At 36.0% G+C, this 18,515-nt stretch carries 17 protein-coding genes; 16 read left to right on the plus strand and 1 reads right to left on the minus strand.

The features are described 5' to 3' along the window. Positions 1–209: 209 nt before the first annotated feature. On the minus strand, positions 210–1,427 hold the full coding sequence (locus JOC48_RS10795) for a nucleotidyltransferase (protein WP_204499572.1): 1,218 nt from the start codon (positions 1,425–1,427) through the stop codon (positions 210–212). A gap of 199 nt (positions 1,428–1,626) precedes the next feature. Between JOC48_RS10795 and JOC48_RS10800 the strand changes: the two genes are divergently transcribed. From JOC48_RS10800 to murD, 16 genes are all read left to right on the plus strand, one after another. Beyond that, entirely contained in the window at positions 1,627–2,157 is a 531-nt protein-coding gene (locus JOC48_RS10800; RefSeq protein WP_204499573.1) for a YceD family protein, read from the plus strand. Positions 2,158–2,294: 137 nt separating this feature from the next. After that, the gene (rpmF, locus tag JOC48_RS10805; RefSeq protein WP_204499575.1) at positions 2,295–2,468 is read left to right on the plus strand and encodes a 50S ribosomal protein L32; all 174 of its coding nucleotides are present in this window, start codon (positions 2,295–2,297) and stop codon (positions 2,466–2,468) included. Positions 2,469–2,724: 256 nt separating this feature from the next. After that, on the plus strand, positions 2,725–3,228 hold the full coding sequence (locus JOC48_RS10810) for an RsfA family transcriptional regulator (RefSeq protein WP_204499577.1): 504 nt from the start codon (positions 2,725–2,727) through the stop codon (positions 3,226–3,228). Continuing rightward, positions 3,221–3,406 carry a hypothetical protein gene (locus JOC48_RS10815; protein ID WP_204499579.1) on the plus strand — a complete coding sequence of 62 codons (186 nt, stop codon included), beginning with the start codon at positions 3,221–3,223 and terminating at the stop codon, positions 3,404–3,406. The genes JOC48_RS10810 and JOC48_RS10815 overlap by 8 nt, the downstream gene beginning before the upstream one ends. A gap of 97 nt (positions 3,407–3,503) precedes the next feature. Further along, positions 3,504–4,385 (plus strand): 2-dehydropantoate 2-reductase, encoded by an 882-nt coding sequence (locus JOC48_RS10820; protein WP_204499582.1) that lies wholly within the window; start codon positions 3,504–3,506, stop codon positions 4,383–4,385. Continuing rightward, positions 4,382–4,765: a DUF3397 domain-containing protein gene (locus JOC48_RS21780; protein WP_204499584.1), complete on the plus strand. Its 384-nt coding sequence runs from the start codon at positions 4,382–4,384 to the stop codon at positions 4,763–4,765. Before JOC48_RS10820 ends, JOC48_RS21780 begins: the two co-directional genes overlap by 4 nt. Positions 4,766–4,834: 69 nt before the next feature. Further along, a complete protein-coding gene (bshC, locus tag JOC48_RS10830; protein WP_239584314.1) occupies positions 4,835–6,481 on the plus strand; it encodes a bacillithiol biosynthesis cysteine-adding enzyme BshC in 1,647 nt (548 codons plus the stop codon). Between the two features lie 371 nt (positions 6,482–6,852). Further along, positions 6,853–7,284, plus strand: coding sequence for a division/cell wall cluster transcriptional repressor MraZ (gene mraZ, locus JOC48_RS10835; protein ID WP_204499585.1), 432 nt, complete (start codon positions 6,853–6,855; stop codon positions 7,282–7,284). 50 nt (positions 7,285–7,334) lie between these two features. Further along, positions 7,335–8,303: a 16S rRNA (cytosine(1402)-N(4))-methyltransferase RsmH gene (gene rsmH, locus JOC48_RS10840; RefSeq protein ID WP_204499586.1), complete on the plus strand. Its 969-nt coding sequence runs from the start codon at positions 7,335–7,337 to the stop codon at positions 8,301–8,303. Positions 8,304–8,311: 8 nt separating this feature from the next. Beyond that, complete coding sequence (gene ftsL, locus JOC48_RS10845; protein ID WP_204499587.1) at positions 8,312–8,695, plus strand: cell division protein FtsL; 384 nt, start codon at positions 8,312–8,314, stop codon at positions 8,693–8,695. A 74-nt stretch (positions 8,696–8,769) separates the two neighbouring features. Then, positions 8,770–10,971 (plus strand): penicillin-binding protein, encoded by a 2,202-nt coding sequence (locus JOC48_RS10850; RefSeq protein WP_204499811.1) that lies wholly within the window; start codon positions 8,770–8,772, stop codon positions 10,969–10,971. 138 nt (positions 10,972–11,109) lie between these two features. Then, positions 11,110–13,050 carry a stage V sporulation protein D gene (locus JOC48_RS10855; RefSeq protein ID WP_204499588.1) on the plus strand — a complete coding sequence of 647 codons (1,941 nt, stop codon included), beginning with the start codon at positions 11,110–11,112 and terminating at the stop codon, positions 13,048–13,050. A gap of 110 nt (positions 13,051–13,160) precedes the next feature. After that, on the plus strand, positions 13,161–14,636 hold the full coding sequence (locus tag JOC48_RS10860) for a UDP-N-acetylmuramoyl-L-alanyl-D-glutamate--2,6-diaminopimelate ligase (RefSeq protein WP_204499589.1): 1,476 nt from the start codon (positions 13,161–13,163) through the stop codon (positions 14,634–14,636). A gap of 50 nt (positions 14,637–14,686) precedes the next feature. Then, positions 14,687–16,048: a UDP-N-acetylmuramoyl-tripeptide--D-alanyl-D-alanine ligase gene (locus tag JOC48_RS10865; RefSeq protein ID WP_204499590.1), complete on the plus strand. Its 1,362-nt coding sequence runs from the start codon at positions 14,687–14,689 to the stop codon at positions 16,046–16,048. A gap of 43 nt (positions 16,049–16,091) precedes the next feature. Further along, a complete protein-coding gene (mraY, locus tag JOC48_RS10870) occupies positions 16,092–17,078 on the plus strand; it encodes a phospho-N-acetylmuramoyl-pentapeptide-transferase (RefSeq protein WP_204499592.1) in 987 nt (328 codons plus the stop codon). Continuing rightward, complete coding sequence (gene murD, locus JOC48_RS10875; protein WP_204499594.1) at positions 17,075–18,424, plus strand: UDP-N-acetylmuramoyl-L-alanine--D-glutamate ligase; 1,350 nt, start codon at positions 17,075–17,077, stop codon at positions 18,422–18,424. Before mraY ends, murD begins: the two co-directional genes overlap by 4 nt. Positions 18,425–18,515: the final 91 nt, after the last annotated feature.

The raw sequence follows: 18,515 nt of genomic DNA on the forward strand, positions 1-18,515 counted from the left end.
GAACAGCACGTGTCCGAAGACCCCGCAAGAAGCGTTCTTTGCTTCTGAGGAGGCTGAGGCCGTGCCCGCGGAAAGCGAAGTATTCTGCCGAAGCGGTTATTGCACCCGATTCAAAAAAGTGTATTAAAGCAATTCCATGCAAAGGTTATGTCGCATTTTGTGTCAACTGTGTAGTAATAAACAAAAAAGGTTTCGATAAGAGCTAATGTTTAAGAATGTAACATAAATGGTGGTTTTATTTCTTGTTGTCTAAGCTTATTTCTTTTATGAGGAGGGATAATGCAGTAATAAGCATCAGTTGCCCGTTCATCGAGCAGTAACAACGAATCGTTTGTTTTTTTCAAGCTTGTAATGATCGGTTTATCCAAGTGCTTTTTTTGTTGGTTTAAATAAGATTGACCCTTTTTAGACATTCCCAGTAATCGAACATAAGGAACAGCATTTTTGGCTAGTAACGTTTCCATCGTTGCTTTTTTTGTATTTGTTAAAATATGAACGAATGTTCGTTGGAGTCTTGTCCATGTATACCTTTTCGTTTTCAACCTAGTCATCCATTCATCAAAACTGGTGGCTTTATTTGCAGTTGCCTTTATTCTATTTTCAAGACCTTCTTCTACTCCTTGAATGGCACGAAGCTCATCCTCTGACATTGTCTGTACTCGGTATTGCAAAAGAGGAAAGTAATGTTCCCAGTAATGCCATAAGCTAGCCTTTTGATAATAATACTCCAACTCTAATTGAGTGGAAGGAGGTAAAGCGTTTTTGGCTTTATCAGACAGGTACCCCTTCTCTAGTAATTCTTTCCGTATACTAGTAGCGCTTGCGATTTCATGTGTAATGTTTTGGTCATGATAATCGTTTTTTATTCTTTGTATGGTTAGGGCTTTTAGTGTTGGATTTGTCTCGTAGATTCCTTTTATATAACTAAAGCCTAGTATATTATTTGGCTTGGATAAATCCACTTCTCCTTCTGTAAGACCAATATGATGATAGGCATGTTTACTCGCTTCAGGAAATGATAATCCAGTTTCTAGCCCTGCTTTTAAAACTCTCTTGTAGTCTTCTTGTCTATCTATGTAACTATGGTAAGCATTTAGAAACCCCTTTATTTCCCCGTGTTCACTACCAAAACAAAGAGAGGAAACACCAACGGCATCTAAGGTTAAAATAGCGCCCCTAGCAAATAGATCACTATTTTGCACAGCATAGGCAAATGGTAGTTCTAAAACTATATCTACACCTTCTTTTATCGCCACTTTGGCACGATGAAATTTGTCCAGAAGGGCTGGTTCTCCACGCTGTAAAAAATTCCCGCTCATTACAGCGACCATACAGTCAGCTGATGAAATTTGTTTTGATTCTTCTAAATGGTATTTGTGGCCGTTGTGAAACGGATTATACTCAACGATTAAACCACAAGCTCTCATACAAACACTCCGATCAATTTATGTATGGTTATTTTAACATATTTAGCCAGGTTGTTTGAGTAACATTCCTATGTTAGTATGGAATTCATTAAATCTAAGAAATTTATTTAATTGTGGATAATTGTTCACTGTAAAGGAAAAATATTGACAAAAACTGAAATTCCTTTTAAAATAACCTTTGTGCATTGAGGTGGTACGAATGAAATTTTCCATTCAGAAGTTAAAGTCAACTGGTTCCGAACCTCTTCGATTTGAGGATTATGTAGATATTTCTGAAGTAGAAGAAATGAATAATGATATTCGTCATATTGATCCTGTGCTTGTAAAGGGTTTTGCTACAACACAAGGAAACGAAATTACCTTTCATTTCTCGATAGAAGGAACTATGATTTTACCTTGTGCAAGAACTCTAGTTGATGTTAAGTATCCATTTAACATAGATGCTTTGGAAGTATTTTCTGCATCTCCTTATTATAATGAGGAGGATGGTTCAGAAATTCATCCTGTTAATGGAGAAATGCTTGACTTAACCCCTTATATAAAGGAAAATGTTTTATTGGAAGTTCCTTTTCGAGTGTTTTCCGAAGATAAAGAAGTTCAGGAAAATGCATTGACAGAGGGTGATGGCTGGGAGGTTCAATCGGAAGATAGTAAGGTTGACAAAATTGACCCACGCCTACAAAAGTTGCAATCATTATTAAAAGATAACGATGAAGAAGAAAATCGTTAAGGAAAAGTAGTATAAGCACTGTCTTTTCCTAGTTAAAGTGGTTGTTTGAGATAGCCAGCAGACATATACAAGTTGGTTTTTTTCGAACATCCTTTAAAGGGAAGATTTTCGTTTCGTAATTGAAGGAGGTGTAAGACATGGCAGTACCAAAAAGAAGAACTTCTAAAAAAGTGAAAAATCAACGACGTACACATAAAAAGTTACACGTACCTGGTATGATTGAATGTTCAAATTGTGGTGAATACACAAAGCCACACCATGTTTGCAAAGCGTGTGGACACTATGATGGAAAAAAAGTGGTTGAGCAATAATTAATGATGAAGTTATCATTCAACCAATATGTATATGAAAGATGGCCTAAATAAAAAGGTCATCTTTTTTATGCTATAAAATGGCGGGCTTGTGGATAAATGGTGTAGGCTAGTGACGTCCAGTCTCCAGCGCTAAAGCTGTAGTCAAACTTCTCTCACCTTTTTCTGAAAATAAGAAAAAGTAGAAAAGAAATTATTCTATCACTCCTATTTTTTGCATACATTGATAGCAAACGATGTGTAGAGGAGGGATGGAATGACGAATACTAGACAGGACGCTTGGAGCCAAGATGAGGACATATTGCTTGCAGAAACGGTTTTGCGTTATATTCGTGAAGGAAAGACACAGCTTGAGGCTTTTAAGGAAGTAGGTAAACGATTATCAAGAACACCAGCTGCCTGTGGCTTTCGATGGAATGCTTCTATTAGGAAACAATATCAGCAAGCGGTTCAACTCGCAAAGAAAGATAGAAAAAAACAAGCGGACTCGTTTAATCATTTTCTTGCTATAGATGAATATAATGAAGAAGGAACATTAGAGGCTGCTATTTCACTTTTAGAGAAAATGAAAACGAACTTTCATACAAATGGTGAGATTAGTGAAGTTGCAAATGATGAGCTTCAAATGCTTACAGAGGAAAACAATGAATTAAAGCAACAACTAAAGCGATACGAACAAGCCTGGCAAGAAATCGGAAAAGTTTGGCGCTGGGTCGAAAATAAAAACACGGAAAAGAAGTCTTTAAACGTAAATGAATGATGCATTAACAAAACCCCTTGTTGACTTAATCAACAAGGGCTTTCTATTTGTGCTTAAAGAAGATGTTTCACAAGGTCATCAAGTGATAAGCGACATACCTCTTCGTTGGCTCGTTCTTCCGGACCTAAGAATCCTCACCCGCCTCGATCTGCTTACTTCTAATTTAGCGACTTCTTGAACTCACACGATAATTAACTAGTTGATATGTAGTGAATTTGGTATTATCATATTTATGTCATCTTATGTCAAAATAACTTGGAAACTGGAGTGGTACGATGCATGTTGGAGTTATTGGAGGAGGGTCAATTGGATTATTAGTGGCAGCACAAATTGGAATTGATCATAAAGTCACCGTCTATGTAAGAAGACAAGAACAAAAAGAAGAAATAAATCGAGAGGGATTATTTTTTTTGCCTGCTCATACTCGATCTAATGTATCGGCACTTCTTGTAAGCGAAATAAAGCAAGAAGAAATGATGTTTGTTTGCGTAAAACAATATCATCTTAGACACCTTTATCCATATTTACAGGAAATCAGATGTCCGATTATTTTTTTGCAAAATGGGATGGGACATGTAGGTTACATTCTAAGATACCAAAATAAGCAAACGATTTTGGTAGGTACATGTGAACATGGAGCGATAAAAGTAAATGATCGTTGTGTAAAGCAAACCGGAGAAGGAAAAATCAATATTGCATCAGTAACTGGTGACAAATTGTCATTAACAAAGGTAATTGATTCTTTCCATCGTCAGTCGTTTCCAATTGTAATCAAAGAAGATTGGTACAAGATGCTTGGAGAGAAATTAATAATTAATGCTGTGGTTAATCCTTTAACCGCACTTTTTCAAGTTAAAAATGGTGAAATTTTAAAGAATCCTTATTTAACAACATTAGCCAAGGCGCTTTGTAAGGAGACTTGTGATGTACTAGGTCTTGTAGACAAGGATCAATGGGACAATGTAGTTCGTGTTATCCGTATAACAAAAGAAAATGAATCTTCTATGAAGCTAGATATTATGAACAATAGAAAATCAGAAATAGAGGGAATTTGTGGGTATTTACTTACCCATACAAAAGTTGACACTCCAAATTTACAGTTCATGTATGAAGCCATAAGAGCTTTAGAACATAGTAAAGGAGTGGTAGGTAAGTGATAACTGTTTTTTCGAATGTAACTGCATGTTTGATAACTTTTCCTATTCTTTTTACTATTTTGTTGTATATTGGAGTTTTAAAAGCGTTTCGTAATAAATGGAAATCAGTGTATATTACGGTGAATTACACTACTATTTTGTATATTTTTTCAGTAGGTATTTTACTTTACGTACTATTTGAACGAAATTTTATAGGGTATATCTTTATTTTTTTACTAGTTTTATTAAGTACCATAATTTTAATCCAATGGAAAACAAAAGAAGAAATTATTTTTATTTATGCGTGGAAAATATTTTGGAGGTTAACTTTTTTACTATTTTTCTTTTTGCATATTAGCCTTATTTTATTAGGGTTAGGAATGACAATTGCACGTATATAAAAGTTTCTCTCAAACATAATGTGTGAATTTGTAAGTGCTTTTATGTAAAATACGAATAGTAACGAAATTATGAAGAAGGAGCAGGTATCCATGCGGATCGACGCAGTGAAACTTTCTACGAACAATCGTTTAGCAATTGATTATTATCAAAGTGATAAGGCAATTATGAAATATTTTGATTATCTTCCCTTTGAATCAGCAACTTTTCAACAACGTCTTGCTGATTTAAAAGAAAGACAATTTAACCGTTTTAGTTTATCTGAAGTGTTGAAACAGTTAAACACTGATTGGGATGCGCCGGATTCAACCCTGGAAAATATTGAACGACTAAAGGACGATAACAGTGTTGTTGTGATTGGTGGGCAACAAGCGGGCCTTTTAACCGGGCCTTTGTTTACTATTCATAAAATTGTTTCTATTATACATTTAGCTAAGAAACAGGAAGAAAACCTACAAGTACCCGTAATACCTGTATTTTGGATTGCAGGAGAAGACCATGATTTTGAAGAAATAAATCATATTTTATTAGCAAAGAAAGATAGAATGCAGAAGTATAAAATTAAACAACAAGTAACTAACAAGCAAGCAATGTCATCCCTTGAATTAGATAAAGATGCTGCTAGTCATTGGATCAAGCAAATATTTATGGACATTCCCGAAACGGAATACACGAAGGATTTGTATGGTTTAATTAATAAGGAACTGGATAAGTCTAGTTCTTATGTAGATTTCTTTGCTAGAATTATTTTAAACCTATTCGAAAAGGAAGGGCTGGTATTAGTCGATTCGGGTAGTCCTTTAGTTCGAGAATTAGAACGGAATCATTTTTGTGAATTAATTGATAAACAACCTTGGATTAGTAAAGGTGTCTATCAACAAACACAAAAAATGAAAAGTAATGGTTATTCTGTATCGATTGATGCCGAGGAAAATGATGCACATGTGTTTTATCATAAAGATGGTGAAAGAATATTACTTATTAGAGATGAAGAAGGTAATTGGGTTGGCAAGCAAAATGAATGTAGGTTAACAACAGATGAATTATTACATATTGCTAAGCATAAACCGGAGTTATTGAGTAATAATGTGGTTACTCGACCATTAATGCAGGAATTACTGTTTCCAAGTCTCGCATTTTTGGGAGGATTAGGTGAAGTTGCCTATTGGTCAGTATTAAAACCAGCCTTTGAAGCAATCGAAATCAAGATGCCGCCAGTTTTACCTAGGTTGTCATTTACGCTAATGGATCGGAAGATTGAAAAAAAACTTCAACACTTTGGGTTAGATCCAATCCAAGTTATAAATCGTGGATTAGATCAAGATAAAGGAAATTGGCTTGCTTCTCAAACAAGTCCTCCAATAGAATTGCTGACAGAACAAGTGAAGGATTCTTTTGATCGTGCTCATAAGCCCCTGCGCAATTTAGCTAACTCATTGGGTCCCGATTTAGGTGGATTAGCAGAGAAGAATTTAATTTACATTTTTGAAGACCTTCATTTTTTACAGGATAAAATGAAGAAGTCCTTAGAGAACAAGAATAAACATGCAATAGAAAGCTTTAACCATATGCAAACTATGCTTCGGCCAGAAGGTGGATTACAGGAACGTTCATGGAATGTTATTCCTTTTATAAATAGTTTCGGTACAGATTTTATAAATCAAATGGTAGAGCACACGTATGATTTCGAGCAATCGCACTATATTATTTATTTTTAGTAATTGGATAAAAAGATCCCCCACTTTCCACCACAATTAAGTATGGATGATTTTAAAATCGCTTTGTAGCAATCGCTACAAAGCGATTTTTTCTTTTTTTCACAATTAAGAAAATACATAAAGGGGACAATTGTTCTGTTATGAGGATTAAAAACATGCGTCTAATTTTTCAGTAATAGAGGGTTAAATGTCCAATGATTAGCAAAAAAAGATACATTTTTTGGGTGAAAAGTGAGCTTTAGTATCCGAAGAATTGTTAGGGATTTATCTTGGTCGTAACTGATTTGTGTGAATATTTAAAAATTAGAAAAAATGAGTGGTGAAAGGTGGGGGATTGTGGTACTATAGAGACAGAAAGTGGGGCGGACCATATGTTTATGGGGGAATTTCAACATAATATTGATACTAAAGGTCGCATTATTGTCCCTGCGAAATTCAGAGAGGGTCTAGGCGACATCTTTGTTTTAACCAGAGGTTTAGATCAATGTTTGTTTGCGTATCCCATGAATGAATGGCGAATACTTGAAGAAAAATTGAAAAAACTCCCACTTACTAAAAAAGACGCCCGTGCATTTACCCGCTTTTTCTTTTCAGGAGCTGTCGAATGCGAAGTTGATAAACAGGGTAGAATAAATATTCCTGCACCACTTAGAAAATACGCTCAACTTGAAAAAGAATGTGTAGTTATTGGAGTTTCAAATCGGATTGAATTCTGGGCTAACGATGAATGGGAGGATTATTTCGAGGATTCCGAGGAATCGTTTGCTGAAATTGCTGAAAACATGATGGATTTTGATATTTAAACGTTTCCCTGTTAAGCAGCTTAGATTAAGTACAAAGTAGGTGAGTGAAATTGTTTGAACACTTTAGCGTTCTAAAGAAAGAAGCAGTGAATGGCTTAAACATTAGACCTGGTGGTACATATGTTGACTGTACATTGGGGGGTGGAGGCCATTCAGAAATGATTGCTCAGCAATTAAATCATGAAGGTCAATTAATCGCTTTTGACCAGGATACCAATGCAATTGAGGCTGCAAAAGCGAGACTAGAAGCCTTTAATGACCGAATCATTTATATCCACTCAAATTTCCGTTATTTGGAAGAACAGCTGGATCAACAGAATATAAACAATGTAGATGGTATTCTTCTTGATTTAGGTGTATCTTCCCCACAATTAGATCAAATTGAAAGAGGCTTTAGTTATCATAATGATGCTCCTCTTGACATGCGAATGGATCAATCTCAAGAATTTACAGCATATGAAGTAGTCAATCAATGGTCTTATGAACAGTTGGTTCGAATCTTCTATCGGTATGGAGAAGAGAAATTTTCAAAGCAAATTGCTCGTAAAATTGAAGATGTAAGAAATAAAAGGGAAATTCGTACAACCCAGGAGCTTGTTGAAATTATTAAGGAAGCAATACCAGCCCCTGCACGAAGAAAAGGTGGTCATCCTGCAAAACGAATCTTTCAAGCTATTCGGATAGCAGTAAATGACGAGTTAAACTCTTTTTTTGATGTATTGCACCAAGCAGCCAAAGTAGTGCAAGTTGGTGGAAGGATTTCTGTAATTACATTTCACTCGTTAGAGGATAGAATGTGTAAACAAGCCTTTAAGAAGTGGAGCACCACTCTACCTGTTCCAAAAAACATTCCGATTATACCAGAAGAAAACAAAGCACCGTTTAAACAAATTAATCGGAAGCCGATTTTACCTGGCGAGCAAGAGCTTGAATTGAATCGAAGATCAAGATCAGCTAAGCTCCGTATTGTTGAAAAAATAAGTCCATGGAATGATAAATTTGAATATCAGGAAGGATGAAATCGATAATGGCTGCAAGTGAAGCGAAAAGTTGGCAACAAACATGGCAAGACACACAAGGCATTCCTACTAGGCAAACCGAACATCAGCCTCAAGTAAACGTTAAAAGGTATTGGATCACACCTGGGGAAAAGTTTATCTATTCACTATTTAGTATTGTTACAATTTTTGCGTTAGTTTTTACGGTTTCATTTAGCTCATCAACCGATTCATTAAATCGCGAAGTTCAACAATTGGAACAAAATGTTCAAAAGCAACAAACAGAAAACCAAAATTTACAATATAAGGTTAAGGAATATAGTAATCCAGATAGAATTATACAAATAGCAAAGAAAAATGGTTTAAAGATTCAGAACACAAAAGTAAAACAAGCGAGTCAGCTCGCTAATTAAGGGGAAGAGAATACTATTTGAACTGTTTTAAAGGACGGGGATATAAGTTGAAAAAGAGCACGACTACTCATGTAATGTCAGCAGTGCTGATGCTCCTATTTGTAGCAATGTTTTTAACCCTGTCAGGTCGTTTTTTATACATACAAGGGACAGGAGAAGTTTCTGGAGTATCTCTGAAGGAATTGGCAGATAAAAGAAGAACGAATACGTATGAACTCCAGGCAAAAAGAGGAACGATTTATGACCGAAATGGTATGGCGCTTGCACAAGATAGAACAGTATATCGAGTTTACGCTATTGTTAGAGAAGATTATACAACGAATCCAGAGGAGCCAAGGCATGTCGAAAATCCGCATAGAACTGCGGAAATGCTGGCTCCTTTATTAAATATGGATGTAACAGAAATTGTTAGCAAAATAGAGACTGCAAAGGCAAATGATTTATTCCAGGTTGAGTTTGGGACAAATGGTAAAAACCTTAGTCAAGAAAAGAAGGATGAAATTGATGCATTGGACTTACCAGGAATTGAATTTATGGAAGATAAAAAACGGTTTTATCCAAATGGTGTCTTTGCATCACAGGTAATTGGATTAGCACAAAAGAAAGAAGGGGTCATCAAAGGAGTGACAGGAATTGAACAACAATTAAATGATTACTTGACTGGGGAGAACGGGGTGATATCCTACAAACGTGACAAATATAATGTTAAATTGTTAAATCCCGAAGAAGTCGTTACAGAAGCGGATGATGGTGAGGATGTTTATTTAACGATTGACCAAAAAATTCAAACATTACTTGAGGATTCTATGTCTCAAGTGGCTGAACAATACGAACCGGAACGAATGACAGCTGTTGTAATGAATCCCAAAACTGGAGAAGTCCTCGCTATGAGTAATCGTCCGAGTTATAACCCAAATCAGCTAGGAGAGGTAGAGAATTGGTATAATGATGCCATATCAACACCGTTTGAGCCAGGATCGACCATGAAAATTTTTACTTTAGCAGCAGCTATTGAAGAGGGTGTTTATCAACCGAATGATACATATGCATCGGGGAGTTACAGAATTGATGATAGAAATCGACCGATACGTGATCACAGACGTGGTGGTTGGGGGACAATTACTTATGAGGAAGGTATTCAACGGTCTTCGAATGTTGCAGCGGCAAAATTAGTTTGGGAAAAGATGGGCCCAGACACTTTTCGTAATTATTTAAATGACTTTCATTTTAATCAACCTACTGGAATTGATTTGCCTGGTGAACAAGCTGGAACCATCCTTTATAATTGGCCTATTGAAAAAATAACCACTTCATTTGGTCAAGGTACAACATTAACACCCATTCAACAAATGATGGCTGCTACTGCCATTGCTAATGATGGAAAGATGGTTAGACCTTATGTTATTTCGAAGGTTTATAATCAAGAATCCGGAAAGAACATGACTGAAACGGAGCCGGAAGTTGTTGGTAACCCAATTTCACCATCAACTGCTAATCAGGTACGAAATGTACTGGAAACAGTTGTAACTTCCGAGAACGGGACTGGAAAGGTGTATAAATTAAATGATTATACACTAGCAGGGAAAACAGGTACGGCTCAAATTCCGGATCCGGAAAGTGGTGGATATTTAACAGGTGATGACAATTATATTTTCTCTTTTTTAGGGATGGCTCCAAAGAATAATCCTGAATTATTAATGTATGTTTCCGTTAAACAACCGAAACTATCAGAAAATGAATTAGGTTCAGAACCAGTTTCTTTTATTTTTAAAAATGTAATGGAAAATAGCCTACACTACTTGAATATTCGTCCAGATAAACAAGAAAACAGCAAAGTTGAAACGATAGTAATTCCAAATATGGTTGGACAGGAAACAAAACAGGCTCAAAAACGGTTAGAAGATTATGGTTTAAACGTAACAACTATCGGTGATGGTACTAAAGTAACTAACATTCATCCAAATGTAGGCGAACGAGTATTATCTAATGAGCGCATACTTCTAATAACAGATAAACCTGCCATGCCAGATATTATTGGCTGGTCGTTACGTGATGTGATGAAGTTCAGTAGTTTATTAGACTTGGATATAGAAGTGATTGGCAATGGTTACGTTGTAAAACAACATGTAGAACCAGGTACTTATATAAATGAAGGGGATTATTTAGTTGTCGAATTTGCTAAGCCAAATCAAGAATCGGAGAGTACACAAGAAGACGAATCTAATGAATTAGATCCACCATCTGAAGGGGATGAACCATCAGATTCGCTAGAATAGTTGTAATGTAGTTATAATATTCTGTAACACCGCTTAGGGGTTTACTATGAAGTGAGTAGGGATTCATAGCAGTGTTCTAATCGTCTTTACTTGTACATATAGTGGATACAAGCATACCTGTAATAAGGAGATGTCCTAATGAAACGTGTATCCAATGTAACAATGCGAAAGCGATTAGTCACTGTTTTTTTGTTTGCGATTATTATATTTGCAATTATTGATGTACGCCTAGGCTACGTCCAGTTTGTAATTGGTGATGTTCTAATGGATAAAGCAAAAGAATCATGGAGTCGTGATATTATTTTTGAGCCTGAGCGGGGTAAAATTTTGGATAAAAATGGAGAAATCCTCGCTGAAAATGTATCAGCCCCAACTGTAATGGTAGTTCCACGTCAAATAAAAGAACCTCAAAAAGTGGCGGAAGCATTAGCCAGTATATTAGATATGACAGTAGAAAGCGCATATGAGGAAGTAACCAAACAGGAAAATATTGTGCGAATTCATCCGGAAGGTAGGAAAATTTCAGAAGAGAAAGCAGATGCGATTCGTACTTTAGGTATGGATGGGGTTTATATAGCTGAGGATTCAAAACGTCATTATCCGAACGAAGATTATTTATCTCATGTATTAGGTTTTAGTGGTATTGATAATCAAGGATTGATGGGCTTAGAACTCTATTATGATGAGAAATTAAGAGGTGAGCGAGGTAGTTTGTCTTACTTTTCGGATGCTAAAGGACAAAGAATGCCAGATATTGCTGATGTATATGATCCACCAAAAGATGGTAATCACCTAAAACTAACAGTAGATTCTAGAATTCAAACAATTATTGAAAGGGAATTAGATATTGCTGAGTCTAAGTATAATCCGGATGGTGCTTTAGCAATTGCTGTAGACCCTGATACTGGTGGAGTATTAGCGATGTCCTCAAGGCCAAATTTTAATCCGGAAAATTATCAAGAAGTGAAATCCGATGTTTATAACAGAAATTTACCAATATGGAGTACGTATGAGCCAGGGTCTACCTTTAAAATTATAACACTAGCAGCGGCTTTGGAAGAAAATATTGTTGACTTACATGAGGATGAATTCACAGATAAAGGTTCTATTGAAGTTGGGGGGGCCCGTTTACGTTGTTGGAAAAGTGGAGGACATGGCCATCAAACTTATTTGGAAGTTGTTCAAAATTCATGTAACCCAGGATTTGTAACGTTAGGTGAAAAATTAGGGAAAGAAAGATTATTTTCCTACATTGATGAATTTGGATTTGGAGAAAAAACTGGTATTGATTTACAAGGTGAAGAGAATGGTATTTTATTTAAATTAGACCAGGTTGGACCAGTTGAATTAGCAACAACTGCCTTTGGTCAAGGGGTGTCTGTTACACCAATACAACAAGTAATGGCGGTGTCTGCTGCCGTTAATGGTGGGTATTTATATGAGCCGTACATTGCTGACGAATGGATTGACTCGGTTACTGGGGAAGTTATTGAAAAAAAGCAACCCAATTTAAAAGACCGAGTGATTTCTGAAAGCACCTCTTCAGAAATTAGAGAAGCTCTTGAGAGTGTTGTAGCTTTAGGTACAGGTAGAGGTGCTTATGTAGATGGGTACCGTGTAGGGGGAAAGACAGGTACTGCACAAAAAGTTGGTGCTGATGGAAAATATATGAGTAATAATCATATTGTTTCCTTTATTGGTTTTGCACCAGCAGATGACCCTGAAATTGTTGTCTACGTAGCAATTGATAATCCAAAGGATACGCTCCAGTTTGGAGGCATTGTTGCTGCACCAATTGTTGGTTCAATTATTGGCGATAGTTTAAGAGCGCTTGGTGTTGAAAAGCGAGAGGACGGGTTGGAAAAGGACTATCAATGGCCAGATCAACCTTTAGTAGAAGTTCCGGATTTAAGAGGATTGACCAGGAATGAACTACAGCAGTACTTAGTGAATTTGTCAATCGAAGCGAGTGGAGATGGAGATTATATTGTTGATCAAGCACCAGAACCAGGTGTTAAAGTTGATCAAGGAGATAAGATAAGACTTTATTTTGGCGAAAAAAATTCAGATGAAAATTAACTACTATATGTCCTCTTTTATATGTTCTGTTATAATTAAAAGCGAATTGAATTCGTATAAATATCTTTCCAAAAATTGTTAAGTAAAGGCTTATAGTTAGGATGAGATAAATGAAACTACGTGAATTAGTTGAGAGATTCTTTTTATATCAAACTACTAAAAATATAGACTCCATTTTTATTAAAGGAATAGCTATTGATTCAAGAAAAGTAGGAAATGGAGATCTTTTTTTCTGTATAACAGGCTTTACAGTTGATGGTCATGACTTTGCAAAACAGGCTGAGGCAAATGGTGCGTGTGCCATTGTTGCGGAGAAACCTGTCGACGTAACTATTCCTGTTATCATTGTAAATAATTCTTCTAGGGCACTATCTATTGCAGCAAATACATTTTTTCACAATCCTACGAATAAATTGCAGCTAATCGGTGTTACTGGTACGAACGGAAAAACCTCTGTAACCTATTTGTTAGAAGAGATTTTTCAACAAAGCAAGAAAAAAACTGGCTTAATTGGAACGATACAAATGAAAATTGGTGATACAAGTTACAATGTAAAGAATACAACTCCTGAAGCTCTTTATTTACAAAAAAGTTTTCGCCAAATGGTTGAAGAAAATGTTGAAACAGTTATGATGGAGGTTTCCTCGCATGCCCTAGACTTAGGTAGGGTTTATGGATGTGATTTCGACATAGCAATTTTTACGAATCTATCCCAAGATCACCTTGATTATCATGAGAACATGGGCGATTATTTACATGCAAAAAGTTTATTGTTCTCTCAGCTTGGTAATCGTTATGATCTCACATCTCCTAAGTTTGCAATCGTAAACAAGGATGATTCAAATGCTGAATTTATTATAAAAAGTACGGCTCAGCATGTTATTACGTATGGAATTGATTCAGAGGCAGATATAACGGCAACTAACATAGAATTAAATGCAAATGGGTCTTCTTTTACCATTTGTACGAGTGATGGTAATATGGATATTACGAGTCGACTAATGGGCAAATTTAGTGTTTATAACATGCTTGCAGCAACAGCTGCTGCAATCTGTTCCGGTGTATCTCTGAGAGATATTAAATCAGCCTTGGAATTAACAACAGGGGTGAAAGGAAGGTTTGAACCTGTAGCCACTGGTCAACCGTATGGAGTGATAGTGGATTATGCACATACACCTGATTCTTTAGAAAATGTACTAACAACGATTCGATCTTTTTCAAATGGAAATGTGTATGTTGTTGTAGGATGTGGTGGAGATAGAGACCGTTCCAAACGTCCATTGATGGCTCAGGTGGCTGTGAATTATGCTGATTTAGCCCTGTTTACTTCTGATAATCCGAGGTCTGAGGACCCTGATCAAATTATCAATGACATGATTAATGGGATGGACAAAACTAACTATGAAGTAATTGTAGATAGAAAAGAAGCTATTAATCGTAGCATCCGTTTAGCAAAGGAAAATGATATTGTTTTAATCGCAGGAAAAGGACATGAAACATATCAAATTATTGGAAATGAAGTTCATGATTTTAATGATAAAAAGGTGGCTGAGGATGCTATCATACAGAAAATCGGCAAGGGTTAAATTACATTGAGTTACTGTGAAGAAATAGAACGACGTTAAGGAGAAGGTTTATGTTATTTACGACCAGTTTTTTAGGGGAATTATTTCCAGAGAATCAAGGTGTTGTGGAGGACAATATACCTATAAATGAGGTTACCTCTGATAGTAGAAAATTGTCAAAAAAATCACTTTTTATTCCTTTAATCGGAGAATCTTTTGATGGGCATGATTTTCTGAAAGATGCTTTTAATAATGGAGCTGTGGCTACATTGTGGCAAAAAGATAAGGCAATACCTAATTTCTTGCCTACAGATTTTCCAGTTTTTTATGTTGAAGATACATTAGTAGCTCTACAGCAATTGGCTCATGCATATAGAAATAAAGTTAATCCAATTGTTATAGGTGTAACAGGTTCTAATGGGAAAACAACAACAAAAGATCTTATTGGGACCGTTTTACAGTCTCCATATAAAACACACCGAACAAAAGGTAATTTTAACAATCACATCGGTTTACCACTTACTATTTTATCCATGGAAAAAGATACCGATGTTTTAGTTTTGGAGATGGGCATGAATCACTTTGGAGAAATTGAATTACTTTCTAAGATCGCAAATCCTGATTTTGCAGTTATTACTAATATTGGGGAATCACATATAGAGTATCTAGGTTCAAGAGAAGGAATTGCACAGGCAAAATTGGAAATAGTAGCCGGCCTAAAACAAAATGGATTATTGTTGATTGATGGAGATGAACCATTACTACGGGAGATACGTGGTAAAGAGAATGTACGAGCTATTGGATTTGAAGAAGAAAATGATGTTGTGATATCAGATGTGAAAATGTCTACAACATCTACCCTCTTCCGATTAAAAAATATCGAATATACACTCCATTTGTTAGGAAAGCATAATGTTAAAAATGCAGCCTTTGCCATCGAAATAGCGGATAAATTACAGGTTCCTATCAAGAAAATAAAAGATGCATTCATTAACCTAGAGTTAACGGGAATGCGGTTTGAAAGGACAAAAGGCAAAAATGGAGTTACACTTATAAACGATGCCTATAATGCCTCACCTACTTCGATGAAAGCATCAATTGATGTTGTTAAACAGATGACAGGATATCAGAATAAGGTGTTAGTTCTTGGCGATATGTATGAATTGGGGAGTTCGTCAAAAGATTTACACCGTTCTGTTTCCGGTGTAATTACAAATGAAATTGATCGTGTTTATACGATAGGGGAAGATACAAAGGAGATTGCGGATGAATTATGTGCGCAGAACACATCGATTGTTGCTAAGCACTTTAAATCAAAGGAAGCACTTGTAGAGGAATTGAAGCATGTATTAAATGAACAAACAATCATACTATTTAAAGCCTCTCGTGGTATGAAATTAGAAACGGTAATAGAGGATTTAACAAGTAACTAAGATTGATTTGGGCGGGTTATCACTGTAAAGGAGGAAAATAATCATGAGTGTATTTATCTTAATCGTAACGATGGCAATCGCATTTTTAATAACCGTCCTTATTTCTCCTATTATTATCCCATTATTAAGAAGACTTAAATTTGGTCAAAGTATTCGGGAAGAGGGACCAAAGTCACATATAAAAAAAATGGGGACACCAACAATGGGTGGTGTCATGATTCTATTTAGCGTATTGGTAACAACATTGATTATGACTAGTAAGTTCAATCCTAATCCAATTAGCTTTGAAGTATTGATATTACTTTTCGTATTGTTAGGTTATGGCTTGATCGGATTTTTAGATGACTTTATAAAAGTTGTTTTAAAGAGAAACTTAGGGCTAACTTCTAAACAGAAGATGCTGGGTCAGTTACTGATTGCTATTATCTTTTATATTATATTACGTCAAAACGATTTTCCTACTTATATCAAGCTCCCTGGAACAACTATTCAGTGGGAACTTGGGTGGGGATATGCACTTTTAATCGTTGTTATGCTAGTTGGGGCCTCAAACGCTGTTAATTTGACAGATGGACTTGACGGATTGTTAGCAGGTACAGCTGCGATTGCGTTTGGTGCTTTTGGTATCCTTGCTTGGTACGGATATCCTCAATTTGAAATCACTATTTTTTCACTTGCCGTTGTTGGTGCTTTATTAGGGTTTTTAGTGTTTAACGCCCATCCGGCAAAGGTGTTTATGGGAGATACTGGCTCTCTGGCATTGGGAGCTAGCATTGCCGCTGTTGCTATTTTAACGAAGCTTGAAGTATTATTAATCATCATTGGTGGCGTTTTTGTAATTGAGACATTGTCTGTTATTATCCAAGTAATATCCTTTAAAACAACAGGAAAGCGTGTCTTTAAAATGAGTCCGTTACACCATCATTATGAATTGATGGGTTGGTCGGAATGGAGAGTTGTAACGACATTTTGGTTAGTTGGACTCGTGTTTGCAGTATTAGGTGTATATATTGAGGTGTGGGTGTTTTGAATAAACAATTTTATTTTCCGTATCAACATGTATTAGTGTTAGGGTTGGCTAAAAGTGGAACTGCAGCAGCCAAATTTCTTAAACAGAATGGTAAAGTGGTTCGTGTCAATGATTTAAATGCAGAACCTGATGATGCAACTGTTCAAGAGCTTGAAGCGTTTGGGATAGAAGTTATTGTAGGGTCGCACCCACTTGAAGTATTAGATGATATCGATATTGTAGTAAAAAATCCAGGAATTCCTTATGATAATGTGATTGTAAGAGAGGCAGAAAAAAGACAAGTTCCAATCATTACTGAAATTGAGCTAGCAGGTAGGCTTGCTGATGGTCCACTCATTGGAATCACTGGATCAAATGGAAAAACTACAACTACTACGTTAATTTATGAAATGCTGGCTAATAGTAATCAAAAGGTAAAGATTGCAGGTAATATCGGGAATGTAGCTACAGATGTCGCCTTAACCTTGGAAGAAGATGAGACAATGGTCATTGAATTATCATCATTCCAACTAGTGGGAGTACAGACTTTTAAACCTAAAATTGCTGTTTTTCTAAACCTTTTTGAAGCTCATCTTGATTATCATAAGACATTGGAAAATTATGGTCATGCGAAAGCTAATGTTTTCTCTAATCAAGATGCTAGTGATTTTCTCGTATATAATGCGGATGATGATTCCGTTATAGAATTGACCAAACGTGCAAAATCTATCAAAATCCCTTTTAGTTCGACTGCGCAGAACATAAATGGTGCATGGTGTGATAAAGAATATCTATATTTTAAGCAAGAGAAAGTAGTAGCATTGAGTGACATTGTATTAGTCGGTAAGCATAATCTTGAAAATATTCTTGCTGCAGTTAGTGTTGCTAAGCTACATGGTGCTACAAATAAGGGAATATCGGAAGTGCTTAAAACTTTTACTGGTGTCAAGCATCGTCTACAATTTGTAAAAAATGTAAAACAACGTATGTTTTATAATGATTCAAAGGCGACAAATATTCTCGCAACCTCTAAAGCACTTTCCGCCTTTCAGCAACCAATTATTCTACTGGCAGGAGGACTTGATAGAGGAAATTCTTTTGATGCTTTAATACCATACCTTGATCATGTAAAAGCAATGGTTGTATTTGGTGAAACAGCGACTAAGTTAGAAAATGCAGGACGTAAAGCAGGAATAGAGACAATTGAATTCGTCGATAATGTAAAACAAGCAGTCAATAAAGCATATCTCCTTTCCAATCAACAAGATGTCATCTTACTTTCACCTGCGTGTGCGAGCTGGGATCAATATCGTACGTTTGAAGAAAGAGGAGACATGTTTATTGAAACGGTGCATACATTAAAGTAGGGGCTTGTTTTATTATTGATAAAGAATATGACTAAAAAGAGCCCCGCGTTCCAATGTATTGGGAAATGGGGTGTTTTTTTGTTCAGATCAA

Source organism: Aquibacillus albus (assembly GCF_016908325.1).
Taxonomy (GTDB): Bacteria; Bacillota; Bacilli; order Bacillales; family Amphibacillaceae; genus Aquibacillus_A; species Aquibacillus_A albus.

What these genes read in the sequence shown, in the direction of transcription:
- mraZ (WP_204499585.1), top strand. Translation starts at nt 6,853, where the DNA reads ATGTTTATGGGGGAATTTCAACATAATATTGATACTAAAGGTCGCATT.
- JOC48_RS10795 (WP_204499572.1), bottom strand. Translation starts at nt 1,427, where the DNA reads ATGAGAGCTTGTGGTTTAATCGTTGAGTATAATCCGTTTCACAACGGC.
- bshC (WP_239584314.1), top strand. Translation starts at nt 4,835, where the DNA reads ATGAAGAAGGAGCAGGTATCCATGCGGATCGACGCAGTGAAACTTTCT.
- rpmF (WP_204499575.1), top strand. Translation starts at nt 2,295, where the DNA reads ATGGCAGTACCAAAAAGAAGAACTTCTAAAAAAGTGAAAAATCAACGA.
- JOC48_RS10800 (WP_204499573.1), top strand. Translation starts at nt 1,627, where the DNA reads ATGAAATTTTCCATTCAGAAGTTAAAGTCAACTGGTTCCGAACCTCTT.
- JOC48_RS10855 (WP_204499588.1), top strand. Translation starts at nt 11,110, where the DNA reads ATGAAACGTGTATCCAATGTAACAATGCGAAAGCGATTAGTCACTGTT.
- JOC48_RS10850 (WP_204499811.1), top strand. Translation starts at nt 8,770, where the DNA reads ATGTCAGCAGTGCTGATGCTCCTATTTGTAGCAATGTTTTTAACCCTG.
- JOC48_RS10810 (WP_204499577.1), top strand. Translation starts at nt 2,725, where the DNA reads ATGACGAATACTAGACAGGACGCTTGGAGCCAAGATGAGGACATATTG.
- ftsL (WP_204499587.1), top strand. Translation starts at nt 8,312, where the DNA reads ATGGCTGCAAGTGAAGCGAAAAGTTGGCAACAAACATGGCAAGACACA.
- JOC48_RS10865 (WP_204499590.1), top strand. Translation starts at nt 14,687, where the DNA reads ATGTTATTTACGACCAGTTTTTTAGGGGAATTATTTCCAGAGAATCAA.
- JOC48_RS10815 (WP_204499579.1), top strand. Translation starts at nt 3,221, where the DNA reads ATGAATGATGCATTAACAAAACCCCTTGTTGACTTAATCAACAAGGGC.
- JOC48_RS10820 (WP_204499582.1), top strand. Translation starts at nt 3,504, where the DNA reads ATGCATGTTGGAGTTATTGGAGGAGGGTCAATTGGATTATTAGTGGCA.
- mraY (WP_204499592.1), top strand. Translation starts at nt 16,092, where the DNA reads ATGAGTGTATTTATCTTAATCGTAACGATGGCAATCGCATTTTTAATA.
- JOC48_RS10860 (WP_204499589.1), top strand. Translation starts at nt 13,161, where the DNA reads ATGAAACTACGTGAATTAGTTGAGAGATTCTTTTTATATCAAACTACT.